General features: G+C 38.6%; 14 protein-coding genes. 6 read left to right on the top strand and 8 right to left on the bottom strand.

The annotated features are described in order from the left end of the window. Positions 1-4 precede the first annotated feature (4 nt). From R2Q16_RS01190 to R2Q16_RS01165, 6 genes are all read left to right on the top strand, one after another. Positions 5-703 (top strand): DUF1826 domain-containing protein, encoded by a 699-nt coding sequence (locus R2Q16_RS01190; protein WP_316734669.1) that lies wholly within the window; start codon positions 5-7, stop codon positions 701-703. A gap of 761 nt (positions 704-1464) precedes the next feature. Continuing rightward, positions 1465-3282 (top strand): glycoside hydrolase family 2 protein, encoded by a 1818-nt coding sequence (locus R2Q16_RS01185; protein ID WP_316734668.1) that lies wholly within the window; start codon positions 1465-1467, stop codon positions 3280-3282. 406 nt (positions 3283-3688) lie between these two features. Beyond that, positions 3689-3913 carry a hypothetical protein gene (locus R2Q16_RS01180; RefSeq protein WP_316734667.1) on the top strand — a complete coding sequence of 75 codons (225 nt, stop codon included), beginning with the start codon at positions 3689-3691 and terminating at the stop codon, positions 3911-3913. Between the two features lie 175 nt (positions 3914-4088). Continuing rightward, a complete protein-coding gene (locus R2Q16_RS01175) occupies positions 4089-5270 on the top strand; it encodes a PepSY-associated TM helix domain-containing protein (RefSeq protein WP_316734666.1) in 1182 nt (393 codons plus the stop codon). Between the two features lie 152 nt (positions 5271-5422). After that, positions 5423-7765: a TonB-dependent receptor gene (locus R2Q16_RS01170; protein ID WP_316734664.1), complete on the top strand. Its 2343-nt coding sequence runs from the start codon at positions 5423-5425 to the stop codon at positions 7763-7765. 25 nt (positions 7766-7790) lie between these two features. Next, a complete protein-coding gene (locus R2Q16_RS01165; protein ID WP_316734662.1) occupies positions 7791-9023 on the top strand; it encodes a DUF4374 domain-containing protein in 1233 nt (410 codons plus the stop codon). Between the two features lie 71 nt (positions 9024-9094). Here the strand turns inward: R2Q16_RS01165 and R2Q16_RS01160 are convergent, their stop codons facing one another. The 8 genes from R2Q16_RS01160 to R2Q16_RS01125 form a co-directional block, all read right to left on the bottom strand. After that, the gene (locus tag R2Q16_RS01160; protein WP_316734661.1) at positions 9095-10240 is read right to left on the bottom strand and encodes a cytochrome-c peroxidase; all 1146 of its coding nucleotides are present in this window, start codon (positions 10238-10240) and stop codon (positions 9095-9097) included. Beyond that, positions 10240-10854, bottom strand: a complete 615-nt coding sequence (locus tag R2Q16_RS01155) for a hypothetical protein (RefSeq protein ID WP_316734659.1) — start codon at positions 10852-10854, stop codon at positions 10240-10242. Before R2Q16_RS01155 ends, R2Q16_RS01160 begins: the two co-directional genes overlap by 1 nt. Positions 10855-10876: 22 nt before the next feature. Continuing rightward, on the bottom strand, positions 10877-12298 hold the full coding sequence (locus R2Q16_RS01150) for a RagB/SusD family nutrient uptake outer membrane protein (RefSeq protein ID WP_316734658.1): 1422 nt from the start codon (positions 12296-12298) through the stop codon (positions 10877-10879). Positions 12299-12307: 9 nt separating this feature from the next. Next, positions 12308-15553 carry a SusC/RagA family TonB-linked outer membrane protein gene (locus R2Q16_RS01145; RefSeq protein ID WP_316734656.1) on the bottom strand — a complete coding sequence of 1082 codons (3246 nt, stop codon included), beginning with the start codon at positions 15551-15553 and terminating at the stop codon, positions 12308-12310. Between the two features lie 6 nt (positions 15554-15559). Beyond that, positions 15560-16603 (bottom strand): FecR family protein, encoded by a 1044-nt coding sequence (locus R2Q16_RS01140; protein WP_316734655.1) that lies wholly within the window; start codon positions 16601-16603, stop codon positions 15560-15562. A gap of 86 nt (positions 16604-16689) precedes the next feature. Further along, on the bottom strand, positions 16690-17265 hold the full coding sequence (locus R2Q16_RS01135; RefSeq protein ID WP_316734654.1) for a sigma-70 family RNA polymerase sigma factor: 576 nt from the start codon (positions 17263-17265) through the stop codon (positions 16690-16692). Positions 17266-17492: 227 nt separating this feature from the next. Further along, positions 17493-18770, bottom strand: coding sequence for a metallophosphoesterase family protein (locus tag R2Q16_RS01130; RefSeq protein ID WP_316734653.1), 1278 nt, complete (start codon positions 18768-18770; stop codon positions 17493-17495). A 6-nt stretch (positions 18771-18776) separates the two neighbouring features. Further along, entirely contained in the window at positions 18777-21872 is a 3096-nt protein-coding gene (locus R2Q16_RS01125; protein WP_316734652.1) for a TonB-dependent receptor, read from the bottom strand. Positions 21873-21946 lie beyond the last annotated feature (74 nt).

The raw sequence follows: 21946 nt of genomic DNA, 5'->3' as shown, positions 1-21946 counted from the left end.
TTTTATGCATGATACATTTTCTGGTAATAAGCAAGTCAAGGTAGTTTCAACATTTGAAGCACTTATCAATACAAAATTCGAGGGCGATGTAAATGCAATTTGCTGGCACAGAAATTTGATTGGTGATTTTGAAGAAGTGCTTTCCAAGCTTCAGTTAAAAGAAAATGTGACCGATATTTCTATTGATGAGCTGTTGAGCTTACAATTATCGGCAGCAGGAAATTTAGCAAGGGATATTATCATGAACGACTTGAAATCGCTTACAGATTTAGGTGCCTTACCCAGCCTCAATTTATTAAAAAATTACGAGCGTGATGAAGAATTTGACTTCATCTCAACAGATGTATATTCATATCATGTAGACCGTTCATCTATTGGAACAGATACTTTTTTATGTACCTATCGTGGGGCTTCGAGTGATATTTTGCCCAACAACCAGGTTGAACAGAAGATTTTAATTCCTGAAATCAGGCAAAAGCTTAAAGACTTACATGACGGGCCAGAAGCCGAATTTGAGGCTTTTTTAGAGGAATATTTCTTCGATTTACATTATCAGGCTAAACCTGAAGCCAAGCACACAAATTTAGGTGTTGGCCATCTTTGGAAATTAGCTGTAGATCATCCTGACCAGGAGGTGATGCCTTGCGTGCATCGGGCACCAAAGGAAAATAAAGATGAATGCAGATTGCTTTTAATCTGTTAAGGATTATAAAAGGTCGCTATCGGGATTTAACAAAATAATATTGCAGGCAATCGAAATCATCAACAGTATGGTTAGCGATGCAATTTCCAATAGGTGTAACCGAACAAATTTATAAAAACTCTTTTCTTTACATCGTTTAGAACTCAAAAGCTTTATCATTTTACATTGTTCGGCCTTATGTTGGTGTTGGATATGCTTTGGGACACAATTGGAGCGACTAGATTCCATTGCGCTACCATCGCTTGGCCGCCTTACATCGTCAACTGCATTATGTTTATAAGAGATTTTCAATTTCACAAAACTATAATTATTATCAATTCCGTAATGTTAAGTTTTTGTAGCAGGTATATTACATCAATCTAATTATTTAGCTCATTAAAATTTAGCATCTACCCATACCGAATAATATATCGATAAGGGTTTGGATAAAATTGATAGTGTTAGGGTTATACCATTCTTCGGTGATTTATGAGTGTTTGTTAACCCTTTATTAACCAATAGGGTAAGCAGAGGATTAACAATGGGTAATGAATGGGTTAACAAAGGGTAGAGAAAGGGTTAACAATGGGTTAACAAATCTGCATCTTAGTAATAACACATCCGCACCAAAGGGTTAACAAATCTTCATAATACATGCCCGTTTGTTTTGCTTCAAATATGACTATACATTGGCAGGTAATTTTTATGAAACAAATAATAAATCGATTTAGTAAAGACTTTAAATTAGTATCTTGCTTTTCATACCAAATCATATAAACCTAATGAGAAAAACCAGACTACTAATCTTTTCATTTTTGACTGTGCTTATACAGTTCAATAACAGTGGAAATCTATTTGCACAAATACCAAAGCTGCCAACAAAATGGACCGCAGAGGCCATGCGAAGTGCAGCACCTTTTCCTGAATACCCGCGTCCTCAACTGGTTCGTGATGCATGGAAATCGTTGAATGGTAAATGGGATTATATTGGTGGAAAGGAAAAGCTGAGTGCATTGAACCCTAAGATTCCAATCGATTTTAATGGGCATGCAGAACAAATTCTAGTACCTTATTGTCCTGAATCGGTGTTGTCTGGTATTGAACGTAAGCAAGAAATTAATTTGTGGTACCGTAGAAAATTCGATATACCTAAAGATTGGAATGGCAAAAATATTCTGTTAAATTTTGAAGCCGTAGATTATCAGGCAACAGTATTCGTGAATGGCAAAAAGGCTGGTTCACATTCTGGGGGGTATAATGCTTTTTCGTTTGATATTACTACGCTGCTGAGAACAGGAGATAATGAAATTATAGTTGCGGCGTATGACCCTAATGATGGTCGTATGCCTTCAGGAAAGAATGGGCCACGCGGAGATTATACTTACAGTTCGGGTATCTGGCAGAGTGTGTGGCTGGAGCCTGTTAGTAAAGACTACATCAAAAACATTCGTTTGTTGCCAGACCTGGCGAACAACAGGCTTCAAATTACGGTTAATGCACCAGCAGCAGTGATAACGGCTGTAGCATTAGATGGGAAAAAGGTGGTATCTCAAGCAGAAAGCAATGCGGGTAAAACTTTTTATTTGCCAATGGCAAATGCCAGGCTATGGTCGCCGGAAGACCCGTTTTTATATGATTTGAAAATCACATTAAAAGCTGCCAATGGGAAAACCACAGATGAGGTTGTCAGCTATTTTGGAATGCGGGATGTTAAACTCGGTAAGGTGGCCGATGTTGTGCGACCTTTGCTCAATGGAAAGTTTGTGATGCAGGTTGGCTTGCTCGACCAAGGCTACTGGCCTGATGGTATTTTAACGGCTCCGACGGATGAAGCGCTTAAGTTTGATGTTGAATTTACGAAGAAGGCAGGCTTTAATCTTATTCGCAAGCATATGAAAACTGAGCCTAAACGCTTTTATTATTGGGCGGATAAAATGGGTATTCTGCTTTGGCAGGATATGCCCGCCATATGGTATCAGCATGAAGATACCGCAACTGTACGTACGGCTTTTCGCAAGGAAATGAAAGCAATGATGGATGAGCATTACAATTCGCCTTCAATTATTGCCTGGGTACCCTTTAATGAAAACTGGGGTGCATTTGACGTTCCAGAGATTACCGATTGGGTTAAGAAATACGACCCATCGAGATTAGTGAATGGAAATTCAGGCTTTAATAATAACCCGGGTTATCAAAAAGCTGCCGGCGACCCTGGAAATGGTGATTTCGTGGATACCCATATTTATGTTGGTCCGTATGGCGCTTCTAAGCCTGATAAAAATCGGGCAGCATCGCTTGGAGAATATGGTGGCGTTGGCCTTTTTGTAAGAGGGCATATGTGGCCGGTTGAGAACAACGCTTATGCTTACGAACCAAGTAGCGAAAGGCTGACCGAGCGATATGTATTAATGATGAATCAGATAGAGCAATTGATGAAATATAAAGGATTGAGCGTTTCTGTTTACACGCAAACCACTGATGTAGAGCATGAAGTAAATGGATTACTCACTTACGACCGGGCAATTGAGAAGATGGATGTTAAACGGGTAAGTGAAATCAACCGGATTATTATTGAGGAAGGCAAAAAGTTAAACCGATAATAATTGAGGGCTGAAGTCAATGTCATTAACTTAAATTAGATCAGTTGTCAGTCAGAGCTTGTCGAAGACCATTTCTAGTGGAAAGGAAAAAACATTAGTCCCTTCGACTTCGCTCAAGGTGACAATGTTTTTTCTTTAAGTTAATGACATTTGGGCTAATGTGTTGAATGTTCCAAAAGCCAACATGCAATCAACTATGGATCATCATGCCTTCATATATGCTTGATCTACCAATGGGCTATGAAGCATATATGTGCTATCCCGCTGGTTTCATTATTGTTGCAAATACAGATTGAATTAAACATAATTTGGAGATGTTAAGTATTGTTGATTTGTTAATATCTTCTTTACCTAACTCGCAAACAAATGTTGGTCTGAGCGGTTTGTTTAGAAAATTAAAACCTCTATGAATAAAATGACACCAACAGCCGATCTTGATAAATTTATCGAAAAATTCGAGCCCTCTAAATTTAAAATGCTTTCTCGCGGAATAGAAATCAGAGGTATTAAAGACTTAAACAGAAGTATAACTTATGCTAACGAGTTAATTGAAAGGCTTAAGTTAAAATTGGCGGTTTCTCATAGCGCAGAAATGGCCATGTATGGAAGTTTTGAAGTCGTTTATAATTAAGAAAATCATTAGAACCATAAAAGCCTGTCACTAAAATGACAGGCTTTTTTGTTTTAGCTGAGGATGTCATTTCATATCATAAAAAACTTGATTCTTACATAGCATTTAAAATATTTATCTTCGCCAAACATCAAAATGATGGTTAAATTATATCCGGCACAGTAATTTTAACAGGGTGAAAAAGAAAAATCAAAAAAGTCAGTTAAGAAAGTTGAACGATTGGCTTCACCTTTGGTTGGGAATTATTTCTGGAATTATTGTTTTTGTGGTCAGTATAACCGGTGCAATTTACACTTTCCAAAAGGAGATAAAGGATGCCATGGAACCCTGGAGGTTTGTGGAAAATCAGAATAAATCTTTTGTGCCGCCGAGCATCATTTTAGATTCTGCTGCGAAACATATGCCCGCTTTGAAACCAACTGGTTTAACCTACAGCCACAGAAAGGGTGCTGCAGCGGTTGGTTATCAAGGCAACGAAAATGGCAAACGTAGCTTCAGTGTCGTTTTTCTTAATCCATACGATGGCAGTTTCTTAAAAAAGCAAACCACAATTGGTGGCGAAGAATTTGATTTTTTCCAATTTATACTTAATGGCCACCGGGCTATATGGTTACCGTATGCGATAGGGCGACCAATTGTTGGTATTGCTACACTTGTCTTTCTGTTCTTATTGATTAGCGGATTGATTATGTGGTGGCCAAAGCGTTGGAACAAACATAATATAGATGCAAGTTTTAAGATTAAGTGGAAAGCAAAATTTAAGCGGGTAAATTACGACTTGCATAACGTTATGGGTTTTTACAGTCTTATTCTGGCCGCAATTATTGCCATTACGGGTTTAGTATGGAGTTTTGGTTGGTTTGATAATGCTTTATATTTTGTGACTTCAGGTGGTGAAAGTAAGCGTGTTGAGGAGCATCCTCATTCAAAAATTCAATCTGATAGTGTTTCAGTTAATCAGATTTCCGCACTGGATAAAGCCTGGTATTTAACCTTAAAAAAGGATTCATCCGTTCAGGGTATGTACATGACCCCGATTCTGCAAGATGCGGATGACCCGATTGAGATAGTTGTTTATCACCATCAGGATTCTTATTACGACCACAACGAGTATTTTTACGATCGTTATACACTTAAGCCTTTAGCACAACCCGGAAGTATATATAAAGATGCAAAATTTGCAGATCAACTTTCGAGTATGAATTATGATTTACACACCGGGGCCGCGGGTGGCATGCTGGGCAAAATTATCGCTTTTATCATTTGCATTATCTCAGCCAGCTTACCAATAACAGGGTTTATCATCTGGTTAAATAAAGGGAAAAAGACCAGTTCTGCTCCCAGTAAGATGGCATAGCTGAAGTATTTTTACGGTTTTGAACAGGGTTTTTTAAAAAATGTTTTAATTATTTATAATTAGTCTAAATTGAATTGTAACTTTGTCGATATTATTATTGACAAATGCTTCGTACTAAATCGTTTTTTGCTTGTCTGACAATCCTTTCTTTTTTGATATTGGGTTTCGATGCAAATGCACAAACATACACCATAATTAAGGGTCGTATTACCAGCGATAACAATGAGCCGGTTTCAACCGCTCAGGTTACATTAAAAGGAACATCTTACAGGGCAGAATCTGATGAGAATGGAAATTATTCATTTCAAGTACCGGCCGGGAAATATACTTTAGTTATTTCGAGGGTTGGATTTTCTGCTCAGGAAAAACGTATTGAAGTTTTCGCTGACAAAGAATTAAGCATACAAACAACGTTATCGGCTTCGGGCAGGAACATGAAGGATGTGAGTATACAGGGGAAAACTGTTGCTAAAACCGTAAAGGAACAAGCTTTCAATGTTAATGTGTTAGAAACTAAACAGCTTTACAATAGTTCTGCAGATTTAAATCAGGCACTCAATAAAACTTCAGGTGTCAGGGTTAGAGAGGATGGAGGTGTAGGCTCTAATTTTTCTTTTTCTTTAAACGGATTTACGGGCAGACAGGTTAAGTTTTTCTTAGATGGAATACCGATGGATAATTTCGGTTCCTCTCTGGCATTAAACAATTTCCCGGTAAACATGGCAGAGCGGGTAGAAATTTATAAGGGCGTTTTACCGATTAGCCTGGGTGCCGATGCACTTGGCGGAGCGGTAAATATTGTTACCCGTAGCAATCCAAATTACCTTGATGTATCCTATGGATATGGTTCTTTCAATACCCATAAGGCATCTGTAAATCATGCCTATACCAATGCAAAAACAGGTTTTACCGTTCGAACAAATGCTTTTTTCAATTATTCTGATAATAATTATAAGGTAAGCGTTCAACCGATTGATTTTAGCACTGGCCAGAAATTAGCTAAACAGGAGGTAGAGCGTTTCCACGATGGTTATGAATCTGCAACAGCTCAAATTGAAGCCGGTGTAACGAATAAAAAATATGCGGATAAATTATTAATCGGCTTAATTGCTTCGGGAAACCGTAAAGACATTCAAACCGGTGTAATTATGGATCAGGTTTTTGGCGCCCGCACATCAAACTCATCATCGGTTATTCCAACCTTAAAATACAAGAAAAGTAACCTTCTGGTTGATGGATTGAACCTTAATGTGTATGCTGCTTACAACATCACCCGGAATAATTTTATTGATACCACAAGGTTAAGGTATAATTGGTTACAACAAACTGTGCCAGCTTCTACAGCCGAATTTCGCCGTACACAATTAAAAAACAATGATGATGAAGGCCTGGTTACCGCTAATCTTGCCTATAATTTAAATGATAACCATTCTGTATCCTTTAATTATGTTATGACGGGCTTTAAACGCCAATCGAGCGATGTTGAAGACCCAAATAATGTAACTTTTCTTTATCCGCAAAAGCTGAATAAACAAGTTTTAGGTTTGGCCTGGCAGGAAAAATACAACAACTTTACGGCGACCGTATTTTCAAAATTATATTTGCTTAATGCAAAGTCTTTTGAATCTGTAAGTAATGGAACCGGCGTTGCTACTTATCGGGAATCTACCCAAAATACCAGTAAACTAGGCTATGGTGCTGCGGGTGCTTATTTTATCACGCCGGCGCTACAAGCAAAAGCCTCTTACGAGCATACTTACCGCCTGCCTGAAGCAACTGAATTGTTGGGCGATGGGCTATTTACCCGAAGAAACTCTGCATTGAAACCAGAACAGAGTGATAATTTTAACTTAGGCGCTATTTATACCACAAGCTTTAAGGAAAAGCACAACATCAGTGTAGAGGCAAATTATATATTCAGAAATGCGCATGATTTTATCAGGCTTGATCAGGCTCAAAGTCAGCCAATTGATAGACAGTACATTAATATTGGCGATGTACAAACCAATGGTGTAGAAGGAGAAATCAAATATAACTTCAAAAATAAATTTCGTGCTGGTGTTAATATGACTTATCAAAACATTATTGATAAGCAGGAATTTATTTCGAGCACAAATTTTCAGGGAACAATTACTTCTCCAAATTTAGGTTACGGATATAAAATTCCTAATATGCCTTTCTTGTTCGGAAATGCTGATTTAGGTTATAGCTTCAATAACCTGGGCACTGAAAAAAATACCTTAGATATCTCTTACAGCTTGAATTTTGTGGAAGAATATTACCTAACGCCAAATCAGCTGGGTTTAAATAACCAGGATATTATTCCACGTCAGTTTGCACATAACTTAATGGCCAACTTGATTCTAAAAGGCGGCAAATACAATGTTGGCTTGGAATGTAGAAACCTTGCTGATAATGCGCTTTTCGATAATTACCTTTTGCAGAAGCCTGGTCGCTCTTTCTTTGTAAAACTCAGATATTTTATCTCAAAATAAATAATAACCATAAAAATAAAATCACATGAATATTAAACACTTATTAAAAGTAACGCTTTTTTCAGGTCTTGCTATTGCTGCTGTTTCCTGCAAAAAATCATCAACTACAGAACCAGAACCAACCGGAGCTAAAGTTTATGCTTTAGGTATTGGTGTTACAACTGCTTCTGGAAATTCAAATTACGTACTACAAAGCAGCGATTTAATGACTGGTACAATTTCGGTTACCGGAAATGGTATTTTGCAAGATGGTTACCGCGATTATGCTGCTGCGGGTGGTAAGTTTTTCAGTGTTGGTGGTTTAGGAGTTAACGATGTGAACACACTTTCATTAGATGCTTCGAGCAAATTAACAACTAAAACAGGCTTAACATTTGATTTGGCTAATAACGACCTTGTTGATATCGATGGTACAGGTAAAACTTTAGTTGGTGTATCTTTACCAACAGCACCAGCCGTTGGTTTAAATGCTAAATTTTATACAGTTGATGTTGCGAACAATACCGTTGGAAACAAAGTTGATGTTCCAATGACGAGTGTTTATCCAAGCACTGACGATTGGTTCTTCCATACTGGTATCCAAGTTCGTGGAAGTCAGGTTTTCCAGACTTTCTATCCTGTTGATGCAACAACTTATGCTACAAAAAACACAGATAATAACTATGTAGCCATTTATAGCTATCCTGGTTTTGTGCTTCAGAAAGTAATTAAAGACGCACGTACTGGTCCTTCAGGCGCATTCAATACCAGATCAGGTTTATTCAAAACTGAAGGTGGAGACCTTTATGCGGTTTCGAACACCAGCTTTAACAACGGTTATAGCCAGTCTACTAAACCTGCGGGTATCTTAAAAATTGCTTCGGGTGCTACTGAATTTGATGCAACTTATTTCTTTAATACAGATGCAGCTACTAATGGTGGTAAAATTGCTCATGCAATCTACATCGGTAGTAATAAATTATTTGTTGCCATTACAACCAAAGTACCTACATTGGCTGATAGATGGAGCGATGCAAACTTAAGATTAGCGATTGTTGATCTTGCTGCTAAAACGATTACACCAGTTACAAATGCTCCCGGTTTTGCTGGAAATGGTGGAAGAAGTTTTGCTGCATTGGTTGATGAAGGTAAAGTATATACTGCGCTTACAGTTGGTGGTGTTACTAACATTTATCAAACAGATATTGCTACTGCAACTGCTACAAAAGGTGCTACCGTTCAGGGTACATTTGTTGGTGGTATTGCCAGATTAAAATAGATAATACTTATCTTAAATAAAAAAAGCTCAGGCAGAATATTCTGCCTGAGCTTTTTTTATGAAAATCTAATCTAATCAGGAAGTTTCGGTGGGGATAATTTTTGCGATGTTGTACTTATTGCACCCAAAAATGCCTCCAACTGCTGATTTTCTTCTTTGGTTAGTTTCAGTTTTCTCAAAATAGGAGAGGTTACAGGTCGCATGGCTTCATCTACCACAACACTTTTTGGTATTCTTGATGGATTACCGCCATTGTAAAACTGGATGACATCCCGTAAGGAAGCAAAATTTCCATGATGCATCCAAGGCCCTGTTATCTTGGTTTCCCTTAATGAAGGTGTTTTAAATGCACCAATATCCTTTTTATCTCCGGTTATCGCATACCTACCTAAATCTTGCCCTTTTAATCCAAACAACGCCTGACCATCATTATGAAATTTGTCGTCAGAAAATAAAGGCGTGTTGTGGCAATTTATGCATCTTGCCTTTGTGCGGAACAAATGAAGCCCTCTAACCTCTTCATCATTCATTGCTTTACTATTCCCAGAAACAAATCTGTCAAACCTGGTATTTCTGCTGGTTATCGTGCGCTCAAAAGTTGCAATCGCATATTGTATTCTTTGTAGTGAAACTTCGGAAGTACCAAAAGCAGATTTAAAAAAATCACGGTAACCCTTAATTTTCTTGACGTTTCTAACCATTGATTTTAGGTCGTTGGCCATTTCTGCCGGGTCTTCTACCGGGAAATGCACCTGTTCTTCCAACGTTTTTGCCCGGCCATCCCAAAACAAACTTTGGTAATAGCCCACGTTAATCATCGTCATGGAATTACGTTTTCCGGTTTGCCGATTATGGCCAAAAGCTACCCGTTTACCATCGCCCCAGGCAAGTTCAGGATCATGACAAGAGGCACAGGCGATTTGTTTTGAAACGGAAAGTCGGGGGTCATAAAATAGGGTTTTGCCCAGTAATGCCTTTTCTTTCGAATATTTATTTGATTCGGGAAACCTCATGGTGTCGAGCTTGCCAATATCCCTGAAAGATTTTGCAGGTTCTTCATCCAAATCAGGTTTAGGCCAGGTATCGGGTTTTCCCGAGGAATAGATTTCCCGCAATTGTTCTAATGTATACACCTCTTCACCGTCACCTACAAATGCGCAGATGAAGGTGAAAAGGATAATACCAATAAGAATTATGCTTGTTCTAGCTTTTTGCATTATAACGTAAGTGCGTCTACACTAAGTTTGTAAGTACGCTTAACTTCCGAAGCGCCTCCAATTGCAGTTTCATTAAATTTTACCACCAAATCAATCAATTTGGTTGTTTCGTCATAAGTTCCCTCGCCACTGATTCCGATTTTGAAGCTTCCACCGGCTTTAACGGTTAAGGTTACATCCTGCTTAATTACTTTTACAATTCCTTTTGTTGCATTTTCTGCTGATGGATAAAATTCTAAAACAGCCGGGGCATTTATTTTCGCTTCTTTGATATTATTTGTACCCAATTGGTCGGTGTAAAGGGTTACCATCTGAAACATATTTACACCACTATCTTCAACATAAGGATTTGTAAAGCCCATTGCTGTAGGCGTTGCATCGCTAACGGTTGAAAAATGAGAACCTATTCTTCTGGTCCAGGTTGCAGTAGTTTCATCGTATCTGTAAACATAAAGCTGGTAGCTGGCTGTTGATTTTTGAAAAACGGCTAAAGGACCAGCAGATGCTTTCGCTTCTGTTTTAACTTCCTCTTCCGGCGTAGTCGCTGTTTTTTTACAGCCAAATAATGTAATTGAAGTGATTGCAATAAGAAAGAGTGTGTTTTTAATTTTCATGCTATTTTTATTTATGTGGATATTAATATTCTGGGTTTTGTATCATTAAAGGATTAGAAATAACGGATGCTTCCGGGATAGGTAAAATGTATCTTGCCGATGGATAATTCAGTCCGCATTCTAGCGACTGGCAATCGTTACGCACAATGTTCTGCTTTCTGCGAGCGAGATCAAAAAGCAGGAAACCTTCATAGTTAAGTTCTTTTCGTCTTTCTAATAATATGGCCTGAATAAGCGCATCTTTACTTGCTAAAGCTGGTGTTGGAGCCATTAAATCTGCACGCTGGCGGATGATGTTAAGGTCGGCATTGGCCTGAGCTAATAGCCCTAGTTCTGCGGCAGCCTCCGCCCGGATTAAATACATTTCTGAGATACGCAGAACCTTGATGCCAGTTGCATAAATACTAGATGTTGGATATTTAGCCGTGTAATAATAGGTTACACCTGCCGTAACCTTGGTTTTGTAGAAGTTATCTTTTCTCCTGATGTCTGTTGAAGAATATAGATTTAACAAATCATCAGTTGCAGCATACTGAAGGTAATTTCCACCATTTACAACATCAAAATAATTGCCATAGCTATTGCCCGAAAAATTGGTTGGTGGTGCAATTTCAAATATCGATTCGCTTGTGTTTTTTAACGTCCAGGCGTTAACATAATTTCCGTTGGTGAAAAGTGTGAAGGATTTTCCATCGATTAATTTACCCGCCGAAGTATAGGCATTTTGCCAGCTTCCCATGTTTAGATATGCTCTTGCAAGCAGCGCTTCTGCCATTTCGCTTGTGGCATAATTGGCCTTGTTTCCTGAAGTAAATACACGCTCACTACTTGCAAACAGCGTAATGGCTTCTTTGAGGTCTGCCAATACAGCCTGGTAGCCTACAGCAACGGTTGATCTTTTAATCTCACTCTTGTTCGCAACTATTGGCTCTAATGCAAGTACAATACCTAAATGGCTGGCATCAGTAGTAAAAGTATATGGTTGCGCATATAATTGTAACAAATCGAAATGTGCAAGTGCCCGAATGGTTTTAGCCTCCGCCAGTAACCTGTTTTTCTGCGCTGTTGTCGCATCTGGTAAAGCAGGCGTATATTTCAGCACATTATTTAAGTTGTTCAGCACCTGATAAATCGTGGCGTAAGTTGCATTCATTTCGCTTGCCACGGCAGTAGACGTTAAATCATATTCCGCCAGAAGATGATTTAAACTCCGTTGAGAATACTTTGTATTTCCACCCTTAACTTCGGGATAGGCCATGCGCAAACCATTGTAGTAGGAGGTTTCAAAAAGCGAATTGTATGCACCAAGCATTGCCGACTTTGTTCCCGCGAAAGTAGAAAAGGTTTCTTCAAGGGATAACTGATTTTGCGGGTCTTTATCCAGTATTTTCTGACAGCTTAAATTAAGAAAGCATAGCAGGATTAAAATATATCTTATTTTCATTGTGTCATATTAAAAGCCAAAGTTTACACCGAAGGATATGGTTCTTAGTTCGGGGTAGGTGTATCTAAATTCTCTGATACCATTTCTGTTTTCCGGAGCACTGTCTTTATACCAGTAGAAAATATTGGTTGCGTTGACGTACAGCGATAGGGTTCTCATCATAATTTTACCTGCAAACTTTTCGGGTAAGTTGTAACTTAAAGCTGCATTGGATAGTTTGATGTAGGATAAATCGTATATGTACCGGTCAGAATTTTGTATTTGAATAGCTGACCTAGATAATTTGGCTACTTCGGTTACATCGCCCGGTTTTTGCCATCTATCAAGCAGGTTTACGCTCATATTTGAACCAATCAGGCGGTTTCCATCCGCATAATATCTGTTTGATAATAAGTAATCAGCTCCGTAAGAATATTGGAAATTTAAGGTCAGGGCAAAGTCTTTATATTGAAAAGTATTAACCGAGCCTCCCTGAAACTTCGGAAGTCTATCTCCAATAACCTGCCATGACTTATTGCCAAGCGCCACAATTGCTGCTCTGTTTACAATATTCCCGCTAGGGTCGTAAAATTGTTCTGCGCCAGTTTGCGGATTAATGCCCGCCCATCTCACACCCCAGATGGCGGTGCTACTATAACCAGCTTTTAAAGCTGTTGCCCTTTCAGACGAGCCATAAACTTCAGTGAAAGTATTATTCAGACTTACAATACCATTTTTATTTGTACCAAGATTTAGGGAAGTTCTCCATTTGAAATGCTCACCGTTTATAATGGCGGCATCAATGTTTAATTCAAAACCCTGATTTCGCATGGTTGCAGTATTGAAAGGGATGCTCGAATAACCTGTTTCCAGTGGGACATCAACATTACTAATTAAATCGCGTATGGTGTTGTTGTAGTATTCTGCAGTTATGTTTATTCTGTTAAACAAGCTAAAATCTAATCCGAAGTTTAGCTTGCGGTTCTTTTCCCATCCAAGTTGCGGATTTGGGGCAGCGCTCGAAAGTGGAACTGCAGCGGCATCGCCTGTATAATTTTCAGAGCTGAAATCATAAAGTCCTCTTGATGCGTAGCTTCCAATTCTGGAATTACCTGTTGTACCATAACTTGCCCTTAACTTCAGCATGCTCAATACTTTTCCGGGTTGAAGAAAGTTCTCTTTGGTAAGAATCCATGCCAAACCAACCGCAGAATTTATTGCCCTTTGTTTGTCGCCTCCAAAAATTGAGGATTCATCCATTCTGGCACTTCCCGTAACAAAATATTTCTTTTCATAATCATAACCTATCTGCGTGTAATAAGAAATTGTTCCGGTCGATTGTCTCGAAGAAAAAATGCTCTTGTTTCTGGCCTGCGATACTTCACGGATTTTATCATAGGTAAAACCATTACCTATCGCCATTAACTGATCTTCGAAATCTTCTTTCGCCTCGTAACCCACAATAGCGCCGATTGAATGTTTGCCAAGCTTTTTATCGTATCCGGCCTGCAAAAATCCTAACCAGTTATATGTGCTTCTGTCAATTATTCTTAATCTACCCGAAACCGTTCTTCCCGTGTAATTATCGGCCGATTGGTAGATGCGCTGTTTGTTGTAGAACATGTTAGCGCCGATTGTTCCCGATACATAAAACTCAGGACTAATTGTATATCTTAAATTTGCATTACCGTTAAAGGTTAAGGATCTGCTGCTATTTTCATTTTGCTCAATAATGTTCACCGGGTTGTCGATACCTGCGAAAGTATTCAGCGTTTCATTGTCGGTTGGCGCAATATTTGGCGGCAGATAAGTATTTGAACCAAATGTGCTAATTCCGTTTTTAGTTCCATAAGTTGGTGAAAGCGTAATGCTTAACTTAAGTTTTTTACTGATTTCATTATTCAGTTTCAAGCTTAAATAGAAGTTTTTAATATCGTTTTTGAGCGAACTTGCCTGTTGGTCGCGATAACCTGCAGATACATAGTAGGTAGAGCTTCCTTTTCCACCTGAAAAATCAAGGTTTAAGTTATTATAGCTCGCATTTCTTGATATCAGGCTTAACCAATCCGTATTGATGGTACTGCTTCCGGCCTGTTGTGCGGCGCTGAGTTCTGTTGCCCCTTCATTCATCAACAGTTCTTTCTTCAACAGGTAATATTCTGGTCCGCTTAAAAGCTTTAATTCGTTAATAAATGTCGAAACGCCCCTCGAATACTTAATATTAGCCTTTGTTGCGCCCGCACTGCCCGATTTTGTGGTGATAATAATTACGCCATTTGCGGCATTGGAACCATAAATTGTTGATGCTGCTGCATCTTTAAGCACCGAAATAGATTCTATATTATTAGGATTTATACCCGCAAGCGGATTTAAAAGTGTTTCAGCATTGAAAGCAGACACGGCATCGGGGCTTAACTGTTCCTGCACCGGAATCCCATCAATTACAATAAGCGGTTGCGAACTGGTTGTTCTTTGCAGCGAACTAACAGGTATTAAAGAACCTTGTCCGCGGATGTTGATTTTAACAGGCGTGCCAAGTTCGGTGCTTCCCTCTACATAAACACCAGCCGCTAATCCTTCAAGTAATTTATCAACACTTTCTATTGGTCTATCTACTTGGAGCTGTGCGGCATTAATTTGTGTGATACTGCCAACCACTTCTTCACGCTTAACAGGTTTTGTATAAGAACTTGTTATCACAACTTCCTGCATTGAGGTTACATCTTCAGACATGGTGACGTTTACCGTTCTCTTATCGCCCAATGGCTCACTGGTCAGCGTAACCATACCAATCATCTTAAATAAAAGCCTTGCCGTTGCGATGTCATCTCCACTAACCATTGTAGAATAGTTTCCATTACCATCGGATGTGGTTAAATAAGCCCCATTCTTTAGTTGTACAATTACGCCAGGAACGGGATTGCCCTTGTCATCGGTAATTAATCCCTTAACCATTCTGGATGGAAGAACGCGTACCAGAATGTTCTGGCCGTTCTGTTTCAATTCTAACATTGCGAGGTTAGCCAAGCTGTTTAGTGCACCCTCAATATTTCCCTTGTAAACAAAACGATATTTTGTTTTAAGGTTTAGGGCTGCTGCATTATAGTTAAATGTATAGCCGGTTTGTTTTTCAATAGCGGAAAAAATACTTTGAATATTTGCAGCCGGAAGATTAACATCTACCTGCTTTTTCTGAGCATTTGCAACAAAGTTGAAGGTAAAAATGATAGCAAAAAGGAAAGCGTACTTAAAGCAATTGGTAAAATTTATAGTCATTTATATTTATTTTTTGAAAACCGTAACTGTTTTGTTTTCAAGGGTATATTTTAGGTTTAAGGAATAGCAAACCGCATCTATCACACTCATAGCCGATTGGTTCTTAAATTCACCTGTATATTTTAGGTCTTTAATACCCGATTTATCGATAAGATGATATCCATAGTTCTGTTCGAGTGTGGCGGCAATGGTTTTAAAATCTGCAGTGCTAAATCTTGTAATCCCATTTTTCCATGCGGTTATGGTTTGCGGGTCAAAATCTTTCACTGATACCGATTTGTTGCCAGCTGTATAACTAGCCATTTGTCCGGGAGCTAGTACCAGGTTTTTATCTGGCTTGCCGGCAATTTCAAATTTCACCTTACCGGTAAGCAATGCAACAGAAACGTTTCCTGTGCTTTTTTCATTGGTTAAGTTGAAGCTTGTGCCTAAAACCTTTGTACTTGTATTTCCACTTTTTACAATGAAGGGGTGTGCTTTATCATGAGCAACTTCGAAAAAAGCCTGACCAACCAGTTTTACAAACCGATTATTACCTTTAAAAGCCTTCGGATAATCCAGCCGGCTTCCTGAATTGAGCACAACTTTTGAACTATCACTTAAAGTAATAATACTTCTTTGTGAGATAGGCGAAGTAAAACTTGTCCATTCTTCTGCAACTTCACTTTTTGCTTCATCATATTGATTATACCGCAGTACAGTGAATGTTACAGTTGCCAATATGGCTATAGTTGCTGCTATTGCGAATACGGTCTTGTACCTGTTTGGACGAAGCACTGTTTGGACCGGAAGTTTTTCTGAATCTGTATTTTCAGTTTTAGAAAGAAAAAATTCCATTTTCTGGCGTTCCTGTTCAAATTCATGTTCGGGAAGGCGCTGGTATAAAACATCTAAAAGGTTTTTAGCTGTTTCTAAAGTATCTATCTGATGCGGGTTTAATGATACCCATTTTTCCCAGTATGCAATTGCCGCCTTATCATTACGTAGGTAGTACGCAATGAAAGATTCATTTGAGGCAAGTTCTTCAGGACTGTATATTTTGTTTTCCATTGGTAAGCTTGATATACCTACCTGTGCAAGAAAACATATTTTTTTACCGGGTTTTTTTTATTTTTTTTAAAATCGCTTTCGAAATGTTACTTCAACAGTAAAAACTGTGCAAAAAGTATAAAGGTTATGCGCAGGAATTTTAGGTTTGCCCGCATGGTTTTTAGGGCTTCATACACCTGATTATAAACCGTACGCTGGCTTATTCCGAGCTTTGCCGAGATTTTTTCATAATCCATGCCCAGGAAATATTTATATTCAATAATTTCCCTTTGCGTTGGGCTTATGCGTTCTAAAAGATTTTGAAGTATTTTGAGTGATTCTTCTTTGGTTTGGTTGGAAATTAGCAGGCTTTCAAATGAGGGTACGGATTCGCCTTCACCAAATTCTACACCTTTAACGAGGTATTCTTCTGCCGATAGACTTTTTAAAATTTTTCTTTTGAGATAAGTAAAAAGGTAGGCTTTTTCATTCAATACATCAGGAAGTTTCTCCCGATTTTCCCATACCTCGCAAAACATTTCATGGATGGCATCTTTAACCAGTTCACGTTCCTGCCGAACACGTAAACCAAAAGCATAAAGCACCTGGTAATGGGAATCGTACATTTCCATGAAGGCGGCTTTATCACCAAGTTTAATTTTATGCCAGTTTGAGGATTCCATTTTCTACCCTGGCAAAGATAGAATTTATTTAGAATGATTTTAAATAAAAATAATAAATCAGGATATTGACTTGATGGTTCGCTGTTGAGTTCCAGTTTACATCACATTTTTTATTGCAATAATTGGTGGCGCAATTAAGTCTGCGAGATGCTTAGCCTTTCCGAAAAGGATTTTTTGCTATAAAGTTGGTATCACTTTTTTTTAGTGATACCAACGTTTGATAAACATTATTTTTTTGCCCTAGTATCTGTAAAAACTGCGGCCTTATCTTTCGATTTCTTTAGCAGTTTGAAACTATCGAATACTTCGCCTGATGCTTTGTAAGCGGTGTAATTCAATTCATCGCCATTAACAGAGATAATTTGAAACAACTGCGTATCTTCTGCAAATACATCCATCCATTTTGGATTAACATCAACCTTATACATTTTTGGTCCGGCTACGGATACCACATACATCGGTCCGCCAACTTTTCCGGATGTACCTGTTGGTAGATTTTGTCCACGACTGTAAGTGTGGTCATGCCCCTGCATCAATAAATCGACATGGTACTTGTCAAATAGAGGTTTAAAGATTTCTCTGAATTCCTTATTGTCTCTGCCTTTTGCAGTTGAATAAATAGGGTGGTGATAGGTAATCATCGTCCACTTTTTAGGGTTGTTTTTAAGGACATCTTCCAGCCACTTCGCCTGGATTTTTAATGAGTTACTATCCAGAACAATCATTTGAGAGTTCAGCGATATTACCCTAACATTAGCATAATCCACATAATAAACCGATTCCTTTAATCCTTCAGGTCCGTTTTCTGGTAAAGTGTATTGCGCTTTCCAGTGCGGGTCGAGGGTTAAAGCTTTTTGCTCATCACGAAAATATTCATGGTTACCAGATGATGGGATGCTTGGAATCATGCCATTGATAAAACCACCGCCAAAATGCCATTCTCCCCATTCATTATCATTGTTTGAGCGATTGATTAAATCGCCTGCATGTACAATAAACCGGGCATCGCCATGTGTTGCAAAAGCTCTTCTGATTACCCGCGACCATTTCGACCGGATGTCATTTTGAGCATCGCCCAAATAGATAAAAGAAAATGGTTTATCATTGCCCGGTGCGGTTTTGAACTGAAACCACTCGCTCCAGTTGGTACCATCACCAACCCGATAAGTGTAAATTTTATCCGGTTTTAAATCGGTGAAGGTGATGCTGTGGTAATTTGCGGATTCATATTCCTTGCCTTTCAAGACAGATGTTGTTGCCTTAAACTCATTAGATTCTGGTTTCTCTAATTTTGGCGAACTACTTTCGACCAATATCTGTCCGAAACCTTGATTTGCCGTAGAATCTGTGCGCCAGGTAACCGATTGCGTAGTGGTTGGGTCTGCTGACCAGGTTAATATAATGCGATCGGGAATTGGCGTTGCCTTGAAAGATTGTGCAAAACCACCTGTTGAAGTGATTAAAAGCAGCGTTGCGATACCTAATTTTAAGAAATTTTTCTTCATAATAGTTTATTGAAATGGGGTGTATTTAAAGCCGATGTTCGCCCATGATGAATAATATTTATGATCATTTGGTCTTCCATCTCCATAATCTAAAATGATTTGAGCATTGTTGATGTTGTTAATGCCCATAAAAATGGAGAAGCTTTTGCTGATCTTTTGAGATGCAGAAAAATCTAACTGTGTACGTCCTTTTTCCATCAAATCGTTTGCTTCCACATCTGCCAGCTCAGAAATAAAGGTATCGTAGAAGTTTATGGAAATACGTCCTGAAAAACCATATTTTTCGTATGACAGTGAAGCATTACCAACCTTAGGACGCATAGATGGCAACCTAACCGTACGCTCGCTTACCAATCCGGGTACCTTAAATTTCGATTGGATTTGAGTGAAATTACCATAAATACCAAATCCGTTTAAGAAACCCGGTAAAAAGGTGAGTTGTTGTTGCCAGGCAACTTCGTAACCATATACGTGTGCATTTGCACCATTTACCGTTTGTGTAACCTGATAACCGTTGAAGTTGCCACCAACCTGTGTATAAATGCTTTCATATATATAATTTTCTATGTTTTTGTAGAACACACCTCCAGAAATTAAACCTAAAGATTTTAAGTAGTGCTCAAATAATAAATCAACATTTGTTGAAGTAGCCTGGTCTAAATAAGGATTTCCAATCTTCATACGTCTGCGTCGTGGTTCAACTTCCTGCCATGGCACCAAACTATAGTAGCCCGGACGTGAAAGCGATCTGGTTACAGCTGCTCTGAAGTTTGTACGAGGGTTTAGCGCATATTTCAGGTTTAAACTTGGGAAGAAACCTTCGAACGAAGATTTTGTATTCACTTTATTCGTGCTTACATAATTGCCGGTATTGTCGAAGTTTACAATGTTTCCGTTATAGTTAAAACCTGTACGTTCATACCTCAAACCCGTTATAATGTCGAGTTTGTTTAAGGTAAGTTTTCCCATTCCATAAGCCGCTGTTAAAGATTCATTTCCGTTGTAAGAATCCGGATCGGTATTCTGGCGGATATAGGTGGTATTGTCAACAAAGAGCGATTTGTTGTTCTGATAGTATTGCTCCATTAAATAACCGTCAGAAATGGCACCAGATAAGTTGTAATTGCCATCGAAATACTCTTTACGTTCGTAGTTGCCTAAAAAGTTTGTTAAGGATAATCGACCAGTTCTTAAAGTGTATTGATAATAACTGCGGGTATGATCATCTTCCTTGTATTTATAACGGCCTCCGAATTTGATTAGTAATTTGTTTTTCTCGCTTAAATCAAAAGTACGTTCCAGATTAGCAGATGCTTGTCCATCTCTATCATGGGCAATCTGGTGGCGATTGGTGTAGTAATTTGTTGTGTAATTTGCCGCATTATCCGAGTCTACACTACCAAAATTAAACTGAGGTGCACGTGGATTGGAAACATCTAAAGCAGCTGATAAACCAGTATTGGTGAAGTAGCCGTCAAAATATAGCGGTTGGTCATATAAACCGGTAGAATAGGTAAAATCTACGTTGGCTTTCCAGTTGTTAAATTCTGTTTTATAACCCAAAGAGAAAGTTGTTAAATCGCGGTTATAGTTTCTTGGTGTACCACTCGAACCGATGCTTACGCCTGTAACGGTGTTGATATCGGTGTAGTTGCCAATGCTGTAGCTTTTTGTTCCCCTGGTTTGAAGTTCATAGAATTTATTGAATGAACCTCTGAAATATAGCTGGCTTTTCTCGTTCGGGAAGTAGCTTAGTTCTGTTTGCAAGCCTAAATTTTCACGTCTTAAATCTGTTCCTTCCAGTTCTAAATTTGATAACAATACTCTTTCTACGCCATTAATGGTATAAGTGCCATAATCTTTCTGAACACGGTCTTCGCCTCTAAAGCTTTTACTATAATTTACGCCGAAGAGGTATGCCCACTTGTCATGGCGTTTTCCATAGGTAATGGAACCATCCATGTTTTGTTTATCCACTAAAAAGTTATGACCGAATGCACCCTTTACCTGAAGCTGTTGCTGACCCGGCTTTGGTGTTTTAGAAATGATGTTGACTGAACCAGACGTTCCGTCTGCATCCATATCAGGCGTTAAGGTTTTATTTACTTCAATGGCCTCAACTGTTGAAGATAAAATTCCGTTCAAATCAATCTCTCTCGAACTGGTAGAGGTAGAGGGTAATCTGTTTCCATTTAAGGTAACCGAACCCATCGATTGGTCTAAACCTCTTATGATGATGTTTCTTGGCAATCCATAACTGTAATCCATTGCAATACCTGGTACACGCTGCATGGCCTCACCAACGGTTGCATCCGGAAAACGTTCGATTTGCTCCTCAGAAAGTACATATTTAATGTTATCCGCATTGCGCATATTACTTAAGGCAACTGCTTCACCACGTCTTATCCCGTTAACCGTGATGCCTTTGATGTCGGTACTTAAACTCGAAATTTTAAAATCAACATTGGTGGTTTTGCCATCTTCAATAGTAACGGTGTATTGGCTGCTGTTGTAGCCAATGTAGTTCACGATAACGGTAGCCTTGCCAATTGCTACGTTGTCGATAATAAAATAACCGTTTACATCTGTAATAAATTTGCGGTTGGTTTCTTTTAAAATTACGGTTGCATAAGGCAGTGTTTTATTGTTTTCCTTGTCTTTAACGTAACCAACTATAGAACCTGGTTTGGCTTTCTTGATTACAATTGGTTTGTTTTTAATGATAATGATTCCGTTTTCTTCAATCATTATCAACTGATTCTGGTTTAAAAGTGGGGTTAAAATGGTTCTTGCAGATTTTGCATAATCATTAACCGATACTTTTTTACTGGTGTTTTCGGTGTTGGTGTATACAAAGCCAACGCCTGTTTTTTGTTCAATTTGCTTCAAAACATCCTTCAGCGGAACGTTTGTTAGTTTAAGGCTAATTTTGATGTCTAATCCGGTTTGCCCATTTGCTTCAGATGCTTGCAAAAGGTTCAGGAACAGGATAGAAGTGATGGCGTAAATAAAGCTTATTCGCATAATTATTTTTATAAGGCGGCTAGCCCCATTAAAATTTTTCATAAATTTGGGTGTGTTTAAATGTTCGTATTTATTCATATTTCTCTGATTAATCGAGAGTTCGCAGCTAACGATTAATCCTATTAAGGCCGTTTCCGATTTTGGGATCGGCT

This window comes from Pedobacter aquatilis, from assembly GCF_032678425.1.
In the GTDB taxonomy this organism is placed as follows: domain Bacteria; phylum Bacteroidota; class Bacteroidia; order Sphingobacteriales; family Sphingobacteriaceae; genus Pedobacter; species Pedobacter aquatilis_B.
Note: the sequence above shows the minus strand (reverse complement) of the source record. Positions and strands in the feature narration are given on the sequence as shown.